The sequence below is a fragment of the Bacillus sp. GC_Bacil_1 genome, from assembly GCF_026540675.1.
GTDB lineage: Bacteria > Bacillota > Bacilli > Bacillales > Bacillaceae_G > Bacillus_A > Bacillus_A cereus.
The window spans coordinates 1-15184 of the sequence record NZ_JALNUG010000023.1; the positions used below are offsets into that span (position 1 = coordinate 1).

The following is a 15184-nucleotide window of genomic DNA, read 5'->3' on the forward strand; positions in this document are numbered from 1 at the left end:
GATATATTTAAAAAATCGCTGATATAAATTGAATTACTCTTGTACTTTGTTAGAGAAGATATGCAGTGAAATGTTTTTCTAAAATTTGTAAAGATATCTTTACTTGTAACTGGAAAATATTTATAATTTAAGTAAAGATATCTTTACTTTTGAAGGTGGATCCTATGGGTGTGAAAAATAAAATAAAAGAGTTAAGAAAGCAAAATCATATAACACAAGTTGAAATGGCAAAGGCGATGCAGGTGACGCGGCAGACGATAGTGGCGATTGAAAATCATCATTACAATCCGAGTCTAGAGTTATCCTTAAAAATCGCCAAGTATTTTGGAGTGAAGGTGGAGGAAATCTTTACGCTGGAGTAAGGGGAGAGAAATGGTAGGAAAACGAGCATAGCGATAGGGGGAATAAAAAATGCAGGATGAGTTTGAGAGATTTCAGTCAGATAAAGCGTTTAAATATGTAGGGTTATTTTTTACGATTAGTTTAGCGATATGGAGTTTATATAATTTAATTGTTGATGGAAATGCTGGTATGCCGTTTGTTTTATTTGTACTAGGGCAGTGGGTGTATTTTCTTGTGAACTATTGGCCGAAGTGGAAATATAGAAATCGAAAAGAGGCTGATCATGTATGAGTAAGAGAGAGGTCATGAGATTCGTAGGGAGTTTGCTTGTAGCAGGAATTCTTTTAAATACGAGTTTGATGATTTTAAGTATTTCGTGGGGAACTATTTTTATATCGAATGTAGCGCTAGTCATTTTATATGGAATTTCGGAATATAAAGAGCAGAAGCGTTTGAAAGAAGAGGGAGTACCATCGATTGATGAGCGAGTTGTGAACAAGATGAAGTCATATTTTATGATTTGTATTACAAGCTTCGTTTTCTTGTTTATTATGTATCTTTGTGTAAATAAGTATTTAGATAGGCAAGCAGTACATGTAACTGAGCTATTATATATTGCTATTTTTGGTGTATTAATAAGTATCGCATCAACGAGCGTGTTAGCAACAAAGAATAATAGATAGAAAAAGGGGAACTGGGATGGGATTACCGGTGTTATGTGTCGCTACAGCTATATTTGCGCTTCTTTGGGGAATGCAAAATTTTTCTCGTAATCCAGTGCCGAGTATTTGTATTATGATTGGTACTGTAGGTTTATCGTATTATTTATTATTATTAGCCCATTATCATAAAACGGCAACGAGTGTTGTTGTTGGAGCACTTATTTTATTTTGTGGGCGCGCCATACAAAAGGGGTTATTTCCATAAAAGCTGTTTATACACTTTGTATAAACAGCTTTTTGTATTTTTTTTACAAAACACTTGAAAGTTACGTAACGTCATCTTCTATAATGAGGGGGAAGAGGTGATGGTAGTGATTTCAATACAAGAATTGACGAGAGAAACAGGGGTTACAGTACGTACACTACGTTATTATGATCAAATAGATTTATTAAAGCCGAGCGGAAAAACAGAGGGTGGGCATCGGTTATATAGTGAAGCTGACGTTATTCGTTTGCAACAAATTTTATTTTTAAAAGAAATGGGATTTTCATTAAAAGAAGTTGCGAATATGTTAGTAAAAGGTGAGCTGGATTTGAAAAAATCACTTGAAAACCAACTTAGATTTGTACAAGAAGAGCAAAAGAAGTTCAATCGAATGGAGCGTGTTTTACAAGCGGTTGTTTATTCGGTAGATGTAGAGGGAGAACTTGATTGGAAAGTTATGTTTGAACTTATTCAGCTTTCAAAACAGTCTCCTCGTATACGTGAAATATTTCAAAATGAAGTATTTTCAAAGGAAGAACAAAAGTTGCTTCATAATTTGCCGAATATGAGTGAGGAAGATCCGAATGTTTTAGAATGGGTAGATTTATTAAAGCAATTACGTATTTTTATGAAAGAGGGTAAAGAAGCCACTAGTGATGAAGTACAAAGGGCAATGAAGAGATTAATGCAGAAGTGTTTAGAAATGGCTAATGGTGACGAAGCGTTTTTAGATAAGTTATGGGAAGTTAGAAAATCAAAGGAAGATTCACAGAAAATGAGCATGTATCCAATTGAAGAAGAGTTTTTATTATATATGGATGAAGCTTTTCGTATTTATGATGAAAGGGAGAAGGATAAATGAGCATACTCGCAGAATATCGTTGGTATTTTTTAATTGGAGCAGAGATTGTATTTTGGTTATCGGCTATCGGTTTCTTTTTACTCCGTTACGGATTCCGTTTGAAGAAGGCGAGCTTTATTATGGGGATTGTACTCCTCGTAAATGAAGTGTTTATTTTAACATTAGGGGCAGTGGACTATTATCAAACAGGAAAGTTCTCTAATTTTCAAATCATTACTGTAATTATTTTACTGTATGCAGTTTTCTACGGGAAAAAGGATTTGAAGAAGCTTGATATATTTGCGCAAAAGCTAGTTGCGAAATGGCGTAATGAACCGGCGCCTATTATTGAAGAACAGGTAGAATTAACAGGTATGGCCTATGCAAAGCAGGAAATAAAAAATTGGGTATTACATCTTGTTTTATTCGTTGGTGTGCACATATTCTTTTTCTTCGCGTATGGATTTATTCCATTTGAACAATGGGGTAATTGGTTAGAATCGGGAATCGTTTTAAATAAAGCTGCAAGTCGCGTGAGCCAAGTGTGGGCAATTATATTTTTAGTTGATACAGCGATTTCATTTTCATATGTGGTTTTTCCGAAGAAGGAGAAAGGAAAAGAAAAGCTACTTTCATAGTTGAAAGTAGCTTTTGGGTATACAAATAATTTTTATAGGAGAGGATGACAATAGAAAAAAGAACCAGCTTTATATGTCTATTTCTCTTTAGTTTAGTAGCATGCTCATCATCTAACACTACAATTGATAAGAAGAACGATGTCATTGTAAAGGGAACCAGGATTTCCAATCTAGATAAATTTGAAAATTTCGTTTTGAATGTCGAACAAAGGGAAGTTGATAAAATAAGAATTGTACAGTATACCCTTGAAGGGGACCCGATTTTTCAAACGTTAGAGTATAGTGGGAACGATATATTTTATGTTTCAGATAATAGAAAAGACAAATTTGCTGGGAAGGATAAAGGGTTACATAAAGATAGTTGTAAAAGTATTGTTAAAGAGCAGCGCGAATCAGAAAGTACTTATCGGTTAATAGATTGTATGAATGAAGCTGGGCGCAATGGATATGACTTAGTATATGAACCTAAAAAATAGAATTAGTAGAGGAAGGAAGTATTTACTCCTTCCTTTTTCTATGTGTATATTGTCGAAAACTTTACCGAATATCTGTTCGTTTTTTTAGGTTTTTTATAGGCATTCGTGGTAAAATAATAATACAGATTTTTATGAGGAGGTCGGATTTTACTTGGAACATCAATTTGAAATTATATCAGCGTATTCCCCGCAAGGTGATCAGCCGGTAGCTATAGAGAAGCTTGTAGAGGGAATTAATAGTGGAAAGAAAAAGCAAGTGTTGCTTGGAGCGACAGGAACGGGTAAGACATTTACGATTTCAAATGTCATTAAAGAAGTGCAAAAGCCAACACTTGTTATGGCTCACAATAAAACGTTAGCAGGACAGTTATATAGTGAGTTGAAAGACTTTTTCCCGAATAATGCAGTTGAATATTTTGTTAGTTATTACGATTATTATCAGCCGGAAGCGTATGTACCACAAACAGATACGTTTATTGAAAAGGACGCGCAGATTAATGATGAAATTGATAAATTGCGTCACTCGGCAACGTCTGCATTATTTGAACGGGACGATGTAATTATCGTTGCGAGTGTATCGTGTATATATGGTTTAGGTTCTCCTGAAGAATATCGCGAGTTAGTTGTATCACTTCGAGTTGGTATGGAGAAGGACCGCAATCAATTGCTTCGTGAACTTGTTGATGTACAGTATGGACGTAATGATATTGATTTCAAGCGTGGTACATTCCGTGTGCGCGGAGATGTAGTTGAAATCTTCCCAGCATCACTTGATGAGCATTGTATTCGAATTGAATTTTTCGGCGATGAAATTGATCGTATTCGTGAAGTAAATGCGTTAACAGGTGAAGTATTAGCAGAACGTGATCATGTAGCAATCTTCCCAGCATCTCACTTCGTTACACGTGAAGAGAAAATGAAGGTCGCTATTGAAAATATTGAAAAAGAATTAGAAGAGCGTTTAAAGGATTTAAATGATAACGGTAAGTTGCTAGAAGCACAGCGTATAGAGCAACGTACACGTTATGATTTAGAAATGATGCGCGAGATGGGCTTTTGTTCAGGTATTGAAAACTATTCCCGGCATTTAACACTTCGTCCAGCGGGTGCAACACCGTATACGTTATTGGACTATTTCCCGGAAGATTTCTTAATTGTTATGGATGAGTCGCACGTATCAGTGCCACAAGTAAGAGCGATGTATAACGGGGACCAAGCACGTAAGCAAGTGCTTGTGGATCATGGATTCCGTCTGCCGTCAGCTTTAGATAATAGACCGCTCATGTTTGATGAGTTTGAGGAGAAAACAAATCAAGTTATTTACGTTTCGGCGACGCCAGGACCGTACGAGTTAGAGCAGTCACCAGAAGTAATAGAACAAATTATTCGTCCAACAGGGCTTTTAGATCCACCAATCGATATACGACCTATTGAAGGGCAAATTGACGATTTATTAGGAGAGATTCAAGATCGTATTGCAAAAAATGAACGTGTATTAATTACGACTTTAACGAAGAAAATGTCAGAGGATTTAACGGACTACTTAAAAGATGTAGGAATTAAAGTGAACTATCTTCATTCTGAAATTAAAACGTTAGAACGTATTGAAATTATTCGTGACCTTCGCCTTGGTAAGTTTGATGTACTTGTCGGTATTAACTTATTACGAGAAGGATTAGATATTCCAGAAGTATCACTTGTAGCGATTTTAGATGCTGATAAGGAAGGGTTCTTACGTTCAGAGCGCTCATTAATTCAAACAATTGGTCGTGCCGCGCGTAATGAAAACGGCCGCGTTATTATGTACGCAGATCGTATAACAAGATCCATGGGAATTGCAATTGAAGAAACGCAGCGTCGTCGTACTATACAAGAAGCCTACAATAAAGAGCATGGTATTACGCCGAAAACGATTCAAAAAGGCGTACGTGATGTAATCCGTGCAACGACAACTGCTGAAGAGACAGAAACATACGAAGCAACTCCTGCTAAGAAAATGACGAAAAAAGAGCGTGAAAAGACAATTGCGAAGATGGAAGCAGAGATGAAAGAAGCAGCAAAAGCGTTAGACTTCGAGCGTGCAGCTGAACTAAGAGATTTACTATTAGAATTAAAAGCGGAAGGGTGAAAAGAGTGAGTAAGAGCAAGGATTTTATCGTTGTAAAAGGTGCTAGAGCACATAACTTAAAAAATATTGATGTAACCATTCCGAGAAATCAGCTTGTCGTTGTAACGGGATTGTCTGGTTCGGGGAAATCATCATTAGCATTTGATACGATTTATGCAGAAGGGCAGCGCAGATACGTAGAATCGTTATCTGCGTATGCGCGCCAGTTTTTAGGACAAATGGATAAGCCGGATGTAGATACGATTGAAGGATTGTCACCAGCGATTTCAATCGATCAAAAAACGACGAGTCGTAATCCACGTTCAACTGTCGGAACGGTAACGGAGATTTATGATTATTTACGTTTATTATTTGCGCGAATTGGTACGCCAATTTGTCCAAATCATGGGATTGAAATTACATCACAAACAGTAGAGCAGATGGTAGACCGTGTTCTTGAATATCCTGAACGTACGAAATTACAAGTGTTAGCTCCTATCGTTTCTGGGCGTAAAGGTGCACATGTGAAAGTACTTGAAGATATTAAGAAGCAAGGATATGTTCGTGTACGTGTTGATGGTGAAATGCTTGATGTGTCTGAAGAGATTACGTTAGATAAAAATAAGAAGCATTCTATTGAAGTTGTAATTGACCGTATTGTTGTAAAAGAAGGAATCGCAAGCCGTCTTGCTGATTCACTTGAAAGTGCATTAAAGCTTGGCGGAGGCCGAGTGTTAATCGATGTAATGGGAGAAGAGGAACTTCTATTTAGTGAACATCATGCTTGTCCGCATTGTGGTTTTTCAATCGGAGAATTAGAGCCGCGTATGTTCTCATTCAACAGTCCGTTCGGAGCGTGTCCTTCTTGTGATGGACTTGGTTCAAAACTAGAGGTAGATTTAGAGCTTGTTATCCCGAACTGGGATTTATCATTAAATGAACATGCGATTGCACCTTGGGAACCGACAAGTTCACAATACTATCCACAACTTTTACAATCTGTATGTAATCACTACGGCGTTGATATGGATATGCCTGTGAAAGATATACCGAAAGATTTATTTGATAAAGTGTTGTACGGAAGCGGGGAAGAGAAGGTTTATTTCCGCTATGTAAATGAATTCGGTCAAGTAAAGGAAAATGAGATTTTATTTGAAGGTGTTATTCCAAACATTGAACGTCGTTATCGTGAAACGAGTTCTGATTACATTCGTGAGCAAATGGAAAAGTATATGGCAGAACAAGCTTGTCCGAAGTGTAAAGGCGGCCGCTTAAAGCCTGAAAGCTTAGCTGTTTTTGTTGGTGATAAAACGATTGCTGACGTAACGAAGTATTCAGTTCAAGAAGTACAAGAATTTTTCTCGAATGTAGAGTTAACGGAGAAGCAACAAAAAATAGCTCATTTAATTTTAAGAGAAATTCAGGAGCGCGTTGGATTCTTAGTGAACGTTGGTTTAGATTATTTAACGCTAAGTCGTGCGGCTGGTACGTTATCAGGTGGTGAGGCGCAGCGTATTCGCTTAGCGACGCAAATTGGTTCTCGTCTAACTGGCGTACTTTATATTCTTGATGAGCCTTCAATTGGTTTACACCAGCGCGATAACGATCGTCTTATTCGTACATTGCAAGAAATGCGCGATTTAGGTAATACATTAATCGTTGTTGAGCATGATGAAGATACGATGATGGCTGCTGATTATTTACTTGATATCGGACCAGGTGCAGGTATTCACGGTGGGCAAGTTGTATCGGCAGGGACACCAGCTGAAGTGATGCAAGATGATAATTCGTTAACAGGAAAATATTTAAGCGGTAAAGAGTTTATTCCAGTTCCACTTGAAAGACGTAAAGGTGACGGACGTAAAGTGGAGATTGTCGGCGCAAAAGAGAATAACTTAAAGAATGCAAAAATGTCATTCCCACTCGGTACGTTTGTAGCGGTAACAGGTGTATCTGGATCAGGTAAAAGTACGATGATTAATGAAGTACTATATAAATCGTTAGCGCAAAAGTTATATAAAGCGAAAGCGAAGCCAGGTACTCATAAAGAGATTAAAGGTCTTGAACATTTAGATAAAGTAATTGATATTGATCAATCGCCAATTGGTCGTACACCACGTTCTAATCCAGCGACGTACACAGGTGTATTCGATGATATTCGTGATGTGTTTGCACAAACGAACGAAGCTAAAGTGCGCGGATATCAAAAAGGACGTTTCAGCTTTAACGTAAAAGGTGGCCGTTGTGAAGCGTGCCGTGGTGATGGAATTATTAAAATCGAAATGCATTTCTTACCAGATGTGTATGTTCCTTGTGAAGTTTGTCACGGTAAACGATATAATCGTGAAACGTTAGAAGTGAAATATAAAGATAAGAATATTTCTGAAGTGTTAGGGATGACAATTGAAGATGGGGTAGAATTCTTTGCCAATATTCCTAAAATTAAGCGTAAACTTCAAACGCTTGTAGATGTTGGGCTTGGTTATATGAAATTAGGTCAACCAGCAACAACATTATCTGGTGGGGAAGCACAGCGTGTGAAATTAGCTTCTGAATTACACCGTCGTTCTACAGGTCGTACGTTATATATTTTAGATGAGCCAACGACTGGGTTGCATGCGCATGATATTGCACGTCTTCTAGAAGTGCTGCAACGTCTTGTTGAGAGTGGTGAGACGGTACTTGTAATTGAACATAATTTAGATGTGATTAAAACAGCTGATTATATTGTTGATCTTGGACCAGAAGGCGGGGACAAAGGTGGACAAATCGTCGCTTCGGGAACGCCAGAGCAAGTAGTAAAAGAAGAGCGCTCGTACACTGGTAAGTATTTAAAAGAGATTTTAAATCGTGATAAAGCAAGAATGAAAGAGAAAATAAAAGAAGTAGAGTTATCGCAATAATTTTATTGATGAAAACCGAGTGGAAATGACGCTCGGTTTTTATTTTATAGGAGGAGAAGATGGAGTTTTTAGAGGTGTTAAGAAAGAAAAATATGAAGGTAAGAGAATTTCAAAGTTGGGGTGTATATTTTCGAAAGCGCTGGGAGGATCACTTTGCAAAGCATTTAAGTGATAAAGAAAAAGAAGATATTTTTCTTCATGGAGATAGGTATGCATGTGGTTATCTATGGCACATATTTAGTTATGAGAAAAAGAAGTGTTTAGAGGGTAAAGAAGCGGAAAACGCGTTTCATAATGAAGTGAAAAAGGCGTGCTACGTTTTCTACCAACATTGTAATGATGTATTGCTAATAAAGGATGCGAGTTTATTGCATATGGATGATATATTGTGTGAGACAGATGATGCGTATAAAGGTGATATCTATATTGTAGATAAAGATTTCACTTGGACCTTTGTGAAAACTCATGAACATAGGTGGTGTGGTCCTTATTTCGCAAGGAAGTGTTAGTAGGTATACAAGCATAAAGGGTAGAATAAGTTGATATAAGTGTTTGTATCATACTTGCGTTTATTATCTATTAGCGTATGATGAAATATATATGTTTAAAAGGATGTGTAACGAAATGAGATGGATTGTATCACTTCTTGTAAATAGCGTTGTGTTAATCGCTGTATCGGGGCTTTTAAAAGGGATTGCACCAGATGCATTTTACGTAGCAAATATACAAACTGCAATTATTGCGAGTATTATATTGGCGGTTTTAAATGTGTTCGTAAAGCCGTTTTTAATTTTAATTACGCTACCAATTACTGTTGTAACTTTCGGCTTCTTCTTAATTGTTATTAATGCGATTACGTTAAAAATAGCAGATTCATTATTAGGAGATGCTTTTAATATATCAGGATTTGGTGTAGCGATTGTTGCGGCAATTTGTATTTCAATTTTTAATATGATTATTGATAAGGCAATTGTGGAACCTCTATATGAAAAAAAGAGAAAATGACAAAAAGAAAAACATTTCATTATTCGTATGAAATGTTTTTTTCTATTTATTAGAAACCGTATTTCTTGTTTCCAGAAAAAAATGGTACAATATCCGGTAGAATGGAATTTTACATCAAACGAGACTGAACCCGCAGCGGAGTGGAGGTTTATACATATGCCAAAAGTAAGGACAAAAGATTTAATTGAACAATTTCAATTGGAGTTAATAAGTGGTGAGGAAGGAATTCATCGTTCGATTGATACAAGTGATTTATCACGACCTGGAATTGAAATGGCAGGATTCTTTACATATTATCCAGCTGATCGCGTGCAGCTTCTTGGAAAAACGGAGCTTACGTTCTTTGATACGTTAACAACAGAGCAAAAACAAGAGAGAATGAAAGCGCTTTGTACCGAGGAGACGCCATGTATTATTATAACTCGTAATCAAGATGTACCAGATGAGTTATTACAAGCATCACGTGAATCAGGCATGCCTTTATTACGTTCTTCTCAAACGACAACGAGATTATCAAGTCGTTTAACTAATTATTTAGAAGGTAAGCTAGCACCAACAACTGCTGTTCATGGTGTATTAGTAGATATTTACGGTGTTGGTGTTTTAATTACAGGTCAAAGTGGTGTTGGTAAAAGTGAGACAGCTCTTGAACTTGTGAAGCGTGGTCACCGCCTTGTTGCGGATGATAGTGTAGAAATTCGCCAAGAAGATGAAGACACATTAGTAGGAAGCTCACCAGATTTAATTGAGCATTTATTAGAAATTCGTGGTCTAGGTATCATTAACGTTATGACGTTATTCGGTGCAGGGGCAGTGCGAAATTATAAGCGTATTACACTTGTTATTAATCTTGAAATTTGGGATCAAAAGAAAAACTATGATCGCTTAGGTCTTGATGAAGAGAAGATGAAAATTATTGATACAGAACTTACGAAGATTACACTTCCAGTTCGTCCTGGTCGAAACTTGGCTGTTATTATTGAAGTAGCAGCGATGAACTTCCGTTTAAAGCGTATGGGAGTCAATGCAGCACAGCAGTTCTCAGAACGATTAATGAGTGCGATTGAGTTAGGGAATCAGGAGTAAACATTGGAGAGGGAGGTCATACATATGCTGTTAGGTTCTGTACCGCAGCTTGACCGCGTAGCTGTCCAACTTGGGCCGTTTCCTGTTTATTGGTACGGGATTATTATCGGTACAGGGGTGCTATTAGGTCTTTGGCTAGCAACTCGCGAGGGAGAAAGGCTAGGTATTCCAAAAGATACATTTGTTGACCTTGTATTAATTGCAGTACCGATCGCTATTCTATTTGCGAGAATGTACTATGTTATTTTTGAATGGGAATATTACGCGCAAAATCCGAGTCAAATTATTAATATTCGTCAAGGTGGCTTGGCGATTCATGGTGGTTTAATCGGAGCGGTTATTACAGGGATTCTTTTTGCAAAGCGACGCGGGGTTTCATTCTGGAAGTTGGCGGATATTGCTGCACCAAGTATTTTATTAGGACAAGCAATTGGCCGATGGGGAAACTTTATGAACCAAGAGGCGCATGGTGATGAAGTAACGAGACAGTTTTTAGAAGGTCTTCATTTACCAGATTTCATTATTAATCAAATGTATATTGAGGGTGTGTACTATCATCCGACGTTTTTATATGAATCATTATGGAATTTTGCAGGTGTAATTTTACTACTTGCATTAAGAAAAGTGAATTTACGCCGCGGGGAATTATTCTTCACATATTTAATTTGGTATTCAGTAGGACGCTTCTTCGTAGAAGGCTTACGTACAGATAGTTTAATGCTAGGACCACTTCGTATTGCACAAGTAATGTCAATTGGACTTGTTGTTATTTCTATTATTTTCATTATTGTGAGACGAAAAATGGGGCAAGCTGATAAAAGATATTCGGAAAATTAGAGAAAAGTAGCATCTTATTATAAGATGCTGCTTCTTTCATATTCAGGAAGGCGAAAGGACTAAGGCAATGAGAATAAATACAGTGTTATTTGATTTAGATGGAACTTTAATTAATACAAACGAACTTATTATTTCTTCTTTTTTACATACTTTAAATACGTATTATCCAAATCAATATAAGCGTGAAGATGTGTTGCCATTTATCGGTCCATCTTTGCATGATACTTTCAGTAAGATTGATGAAAGTAAGGTTGAAGAGATGATTACAAGTTATCGCGAATTTAACCATGATCATCATGATGAATTAGTAGAAGAATATGAAACTGTATATGAAACAGTTCGAGAGTTGAAGAAGCAAGGTTATAAAGTTGGTATTGTTACAACGAAAGCGAGACAAACCGTTGAGATGGGATTACAGTTGTCAAAGCTTGATGAATTTTTTGATGTTGTCGTGACAATTGATGATGTAGAGCATGTGAAACCACATCCAGAGCCACTTCAAAAAGCGCTTGAATTATTAGATGCAAAACCAGAAGAGGCATTGATGGTTGGAGATAATCATCATGATATTGTCGGTGGTCAAAATGCGGGGACGAAAACAGCTGCGGTTTCATGGACGTTGAAAGGTAGAGCGTATTTAGAAGCTTACAAGCCGGACTTTATGCTAGATAAAATGAGTGATTTGCTACCGATTTTGTCTAATATGAAACGTTCATAAAGGTCCAAGTAAGTTAGTAGAGGAGCGAGCTAAGTGCGACGGACAACGCGCTATCCTGTTTCAGGAGAAAATTCATTATGGAATGTGTATAAAACAGTGTCTTTTTGGAAGGTAATGAAAAACTTTATTATTATCCAAATTGCGCGTTACACGCCATTTTTATCTGTGAAGAATTGGTTGTACCGTACTTTTTTACGGATGAAAGTAGGAAAGAAAACATCATTTGCGCTTATGGTAATGCCGGATATTATGTTCCCGGAAAAGATAACTGTGGGAGAGAATTCGATTATTGGCTATAATACAACGCTTTTAGCGCATGAATATTTAATTCGTGAATATCGACTTGGGGAAATCGTCATTGGAAATGAAGTGATGATTGGAGCGAATGTAACAATATTACCAGGTGTGAAAATTGGAGACGGTGCGACTGTCTCAGCTGGCACACTTGTTCATAGAGATGTACCGAGCGGTGCTTTCGTAGGTGGAAATCCAATGCGTATTATTTATACGAAAGAGCAAATGACCGCAAGAGAAGGTTCATGGTGAAAATGTAACATTTCTCCTCTTTTTTTATGAATAAAAAGGAAATAATTGAGTATAATATACTGTTTTGTTTTTTACGGAATCGTTTATACTTATAGATAGAAGAATGTGTGAGCGAAGAAAACAAAAACTGGAGGATATATGGGGAAAAATCAAAGGATATATAAGGAGAACGGACAAGTTATCTCTTTTAATCAATTAGCGGACTTCTTTTATAAAAAAGGGATGAGAGCTTACAAAGGGCAAAAATTGCAAGATGCAATTAAATATTTTCGAAGAGCGGCACAAAGTGAGAAGGAGCTGTTTATTTTATGTCAATTAGCAACAGTATTATCTGAGGCTGGTGAATATCAAGAGTCGAACCAAATCTTCTTAAAGTTAGTTAGATCTAATCCAGAACTTGAACAGTGCTATTATTTTATTGCAAATAATTATGCATATATGGGGTTATTTCAACAGGCGAAGAAATATGCGGATCGTTATTTAGAAGTTGCAAAAGAGAAGGAATTCGTAGAAGATACATTAGAACTTCTTGAGATTATGGAAGAAGAAGCAATGGGTGCGGAAGAGATTGAAGATGAAGATGATTTAATTGTTATGCAGGAAGAAGCGAATCGTTATATTCGTAATGGACAATTGGAAGAAGCAATTGCTACATTAGAAATTGTTACGAAAGATTATCCGGAATTTTGGTCAGGTCATAATAATTTAGCCATTGCACATTTTCAATCGGGTAATGTAGACAAAGCACTGAAGTTAACAGAAATGATTTTAGAGAAAAATCCTGGTAATATACATGCGCTTTGTAATACGCTTATTTTTCTATATTCAATTGGAGAGCATAAACAAGTAGAAGCGTTAGCGGGACAGCTAGTTTCGGTATATCCGATTTCATTTGAACATCGTTTGAAACTGGGAACTACACTTGCAACAATTGGTTATTTCGAGCATGCATATAAATGGTTCAAACTATTAAAGCGTCAAGGATACGAAGGAGACGTTAGTTTTTATTATTGGTTTGCATATTCTGCGTATATGGTGAAAGATCAGCAACTAGCTGAAAAAATGTGGCAACATGTCGTGGAATTGCATCCTGATAAAAAGGGAAAAGAACCGTGGAATGCGCTGAATTTAGCAGATGAAGGACAAAACGTGTTATTTGAAGAATTACGAAAATCATTTCAGCAAAGTGCGACGCTAGAAGAACAAATGCTAGCTTTATATTTAATGAATGAATTGTCAACGCCGGAGAAGGTTGGATTCTTCTTTGATATAACGCAAGCGAAGAACGGTGTTCCCATCGTATCGCAACTTGCAAAGTACTTCTTTTTACTTAATAGTCATAAGAGTATTCCAGCTGATTTACAACAATTTGAGCAGTGCGCGAGAATCGCGGATGCCTTATACAATTATACGAAAAAAGATGATGAATTAATTGAAGAGTGTTTACACTTTTGGTTTTGTACGTTCATACGTTTATATACATCTGGAGACATATTTACAAATGTGTACGGCTGGTCAGCTGCGATTGAATACATTGTACGCGGCGAACAAGGAAATAAAATGACACAGTCGGAGCTTGGAGACGTATATAATGTATCTGTAGCGACTGTCCGAAAGTATGTGCAAGCTGTTAAGCGTACGCACACATAAGATAAGCAAATCATTGGGAAAAAAATGATGCTAACAGTATAATGAGGGTAACTTAATTGTGTAGGAATGGATAGGAGTGAATAGTGTGTCAGAAGAAAAAATTTATGATGTCGTTATTATTGGTGCAGGACCAGCTGGTATGACAGCTGCAGTATATACATCTCGTGCAAATTTAAGCACATTAATGCTTGAGCGTGGTATTCCGGGTGGCCAAATGGCAAACACGGAAGATGTAGAAAACTACCCAGGTTATGAGTCTATTTTAGGACCAGACTTATCAAATAAAATGTTCGAGCATGCGAAGAAATTTGGTGCTGAATATGCATACGGTGATGTGAAGGAAGTCATCGATGGTAAAGAATACAAAACAATTATTGCTGGTAAAAAAGAATATAAAGCACGTGCAATTATCGTTGCAAGCGGTGCAGAGTATAAAAAAATTGGTGTACCGGGTGAAACAGAACTTGGCGGCCGAGGTGTATCATATTGTGCAGTATGTGACGGGGCATTCTTTAAAGGAAAAGAACTTATCGTAATTGGCGGCGGAGATTCTGCTGTTGAAGAGGGTGTGTTCTTAACACGCTTCGCATCAAAAGTAACAATCGTTCACCGTCGTGACACGCTTCGTGCACAGAAAATTTTACAAGACCGTGCTTTCCAAAACGAAAAAGTAGATTTCATTTGGAACCACACTATAAAAGAAATCAACGAAGCAAGTGGTAAAGTAGGAAGTGTAACACTTGTAGACGTAAACAGTGGAGAAGAGAAAGAAGTCAAGACTGACGGCGTATTCGTATACATCGGTATGTTACCATTATCAAAACCATTTGTTGAACTAGGTATTACAAATGAAAATGGTTACCTTGAAACGAACGAACGTATGGAAACGAAAATTCCTGGTATTTTCGCAGCTGGTGATGTTCGTGAAAAAATGCTTCGTCAAATTGTAACTGCAACAGGTGACGGTAGTATTGCAGCACAAAGTGCACAACATTACGTAGAAGAATTATTAGAGGAATTAAAAACTGTATCAGAAAAATAAGGGATAACATACCTTGTGAGAAGAAAGCTACCGATAGGAGTTTTCTTCTTTTTTTGTGTGAAAATG

General features: G+C 37.0%; 17 protein-coding genes. All 17 read left to right on the plus strand.

Features of this window, described 5'->3' with window-relative positions:
• Positions 1–164 precede the first annotated feature (164 nt).
• The 17 genes from OXT04_RS25510 (at position 165) to trxB (ending at position 15118) form a co-directional block, all read left to right on the plus strand.
• Positions 165–362 (plus strand): helix-turn-helix transcriptional regulator, encoded by a 198-nt coding sequence (locus OXT04_RS25510; RefSeq protein ID WP_000538364.1) that lies wholly within the window; start codon positions 165–167, stop codon positions 360–362.
• Between the two features lie 49 nt (positions 363–411).
• Entirely contained in the window at positions 412–633 is a 222-nt protein-coding gene (locus tag OXT04_RS25515) for a hypothetical protein (protein ID WP_001150199.1), read from the plus strand.
• The gene (locus OXT04_RS25520; protein ID WP_025710206.1) at positions 630–1025 is read left to right on the plus strand and encodes a hypothetical protein; all 396 of its coding nucleotides are present in this window, start codon (positions 630–632) and stop codon (positions 1023–1025) included. Before OXT04_RS25515 ends, OXT04_RS25520 begins: the two co-directional genes overlap by 4 nt.
• Positions 1026–1041: 16 nt before the next feature.
• Positions 1042–1269 (plus strand): hypothetical protein, encoded by a 228-nt coding sequence (locus OXT04_RS25525; protein WP_000524131.1) that lies wholly within the window; start codon positions 1042–1044, stop codon positions 1267–1269.
• A 100-nt stretch (positions 1270–1369) separates the two neighbouring features.
• A complete protein-coding gene (locus tag OXT04_RS25530; protein ID WP_000260342.1) occupies positions 1370–2131 on the plus strand; it encodes a MerR family transcriptional regulator in 762 nt (253 codons plus the stop codon).
• The gene (locus OXT04_RS25535) at positions 2128–2748 is read left to right on the plus strand and encodes a hypothetical protein (protein ID WP_000025200.1); all 621 of its coding nucleotides are present in this window, start codon (positions 2128–2130) and stop codon (positions 2746–2748) included. Before OXT04_RS25530 ends, OXT04_RS25535 begins: the two co-directional genes overlap by 4 nt.
• A gap of 44 nt (positions 2749–2792) precedes the next feature.
• On the plus strand, positions 2793–3224 hold the full coding sequence (locus OXT04_RS25540) for a DUF4362 domain-containing protein (RefSeq protein WP_065229554.1): 432 nt from the start codon (positions 2793–2795) through the stop codon (positions 3222–3224).
• Between the two features lie 151 nt (positions 3225–3375).
• Complete coding sequence (gene uvrB, locus OXT04_RS25545; protein WP_000400987.1) at positions 3376–5352, plus strand: excinuclease ABC subunit B; 1977 nt, start codon at positions 3376–3378, stop codon at positions 5350–5352.
• Between the two features lie 5 nt (positions 5353–5357).
• The gene (uvrA, locus tag OXT04_RS25550) at positions 5358–8234 is read left to right on the plus strand and encodes an excinuclease ABC subunit UvrA (RefSeq protein ID WP_000045587.1); all 2877 of its coding nucleotides are present in this window, start codon (positions 5358–5360) and stop codon (positions 8232–8234) included.
• A gap of 59 nt (positions 8235–8293) precedes the next feature.
• A complete protein-coding gene (locus OXT04_RS25555; protein WP_267418492.1) occupies positions 8294–8743 on the plus strand; it encodes a DUF4275 family protein in 450 nt (149 codons plus the stop codon).
• 115 nt (positions 8744–8858) lie between these two features.
• Positions 8859–9239: a phage holin family protein gene (locus OXT04_RS25560; RefSeq protein WP_098255348.1), complete on the plus strand. Its 381-nt coding sequence runs from the start codon at positions 8859–8861 to the stop codon at positions 9237–9239.
• Positions 9240–9395: 156 nt separating this feature from the next.
• Entirely contained in the window at positions 9396–10325 is a 930-nt protein-coding gene (hprK, locus tag OXT04_RS25565) for an HPr(Ser) kinase/phosphatase (protein ID WP_098211088.1), read from the plus strand.
• Between the two features lie 24 nt (positions 10326–10349).
• Positions 10350–11162 (plus strand): prolipoprotein diacylglyceryl transferase, encoded by an 813-nt coding sequence (gene lgt, locus OXT04_RS25570; RefSeq protein ID WP_000924240.1) that lies wholly within the window; start codon positions 10350–10352, stop codon positions 11160–11162.
• A 67-nt stretch (positions 11163–11229) separates the two neighbouring features.
• Positions 11230–11880, plus strand: a complete 651-nt coding sequence (gene ppaX, locus OXT04_RS25575; RefSeq protein WP_050822169.1) for a pyrophosphatase PpaX — start codon at positions 11230–11232, stop codon at positions 11878–11880.
• Between the two features lie 33 nt (positions 11881–11913).
• Positions 11914–12426, plus strand: coding sequence for an acyltransferase (locus OXT04_RS25580; RefSeq protein ID WP_001255070.1), 513 nt, complete (start codon positions 11914–11916; stop codon positions 12424–12426).
• 138 nt (positions 12427–12564) lie between these two features.
• Positions 12565–14076 (plus strand): tetratricopeptide repeat protein, encoded by a 1512-nt coding sequence (locus OXT04_RS25585; protein WP_267418513.1) that lies wholly within the window; start codon positions 12565–12567, stop codon positions 14074–14076.
• Positions 14077–14161: 85 nt separating this feature from the next.
• Positions 14162–15118, plus strand: a complete 957-nt coding sequence (trxB, locus tag OXT04_RS25590; protein ID WP_001288078.1) for a thioredoxin-disulfide reductase — start codon at positions 14162–14164, stop codon at positions 15116–15118.
• The last annotated feature ends 66 nt before the right edge of the window (positions 15119–15184 follow it).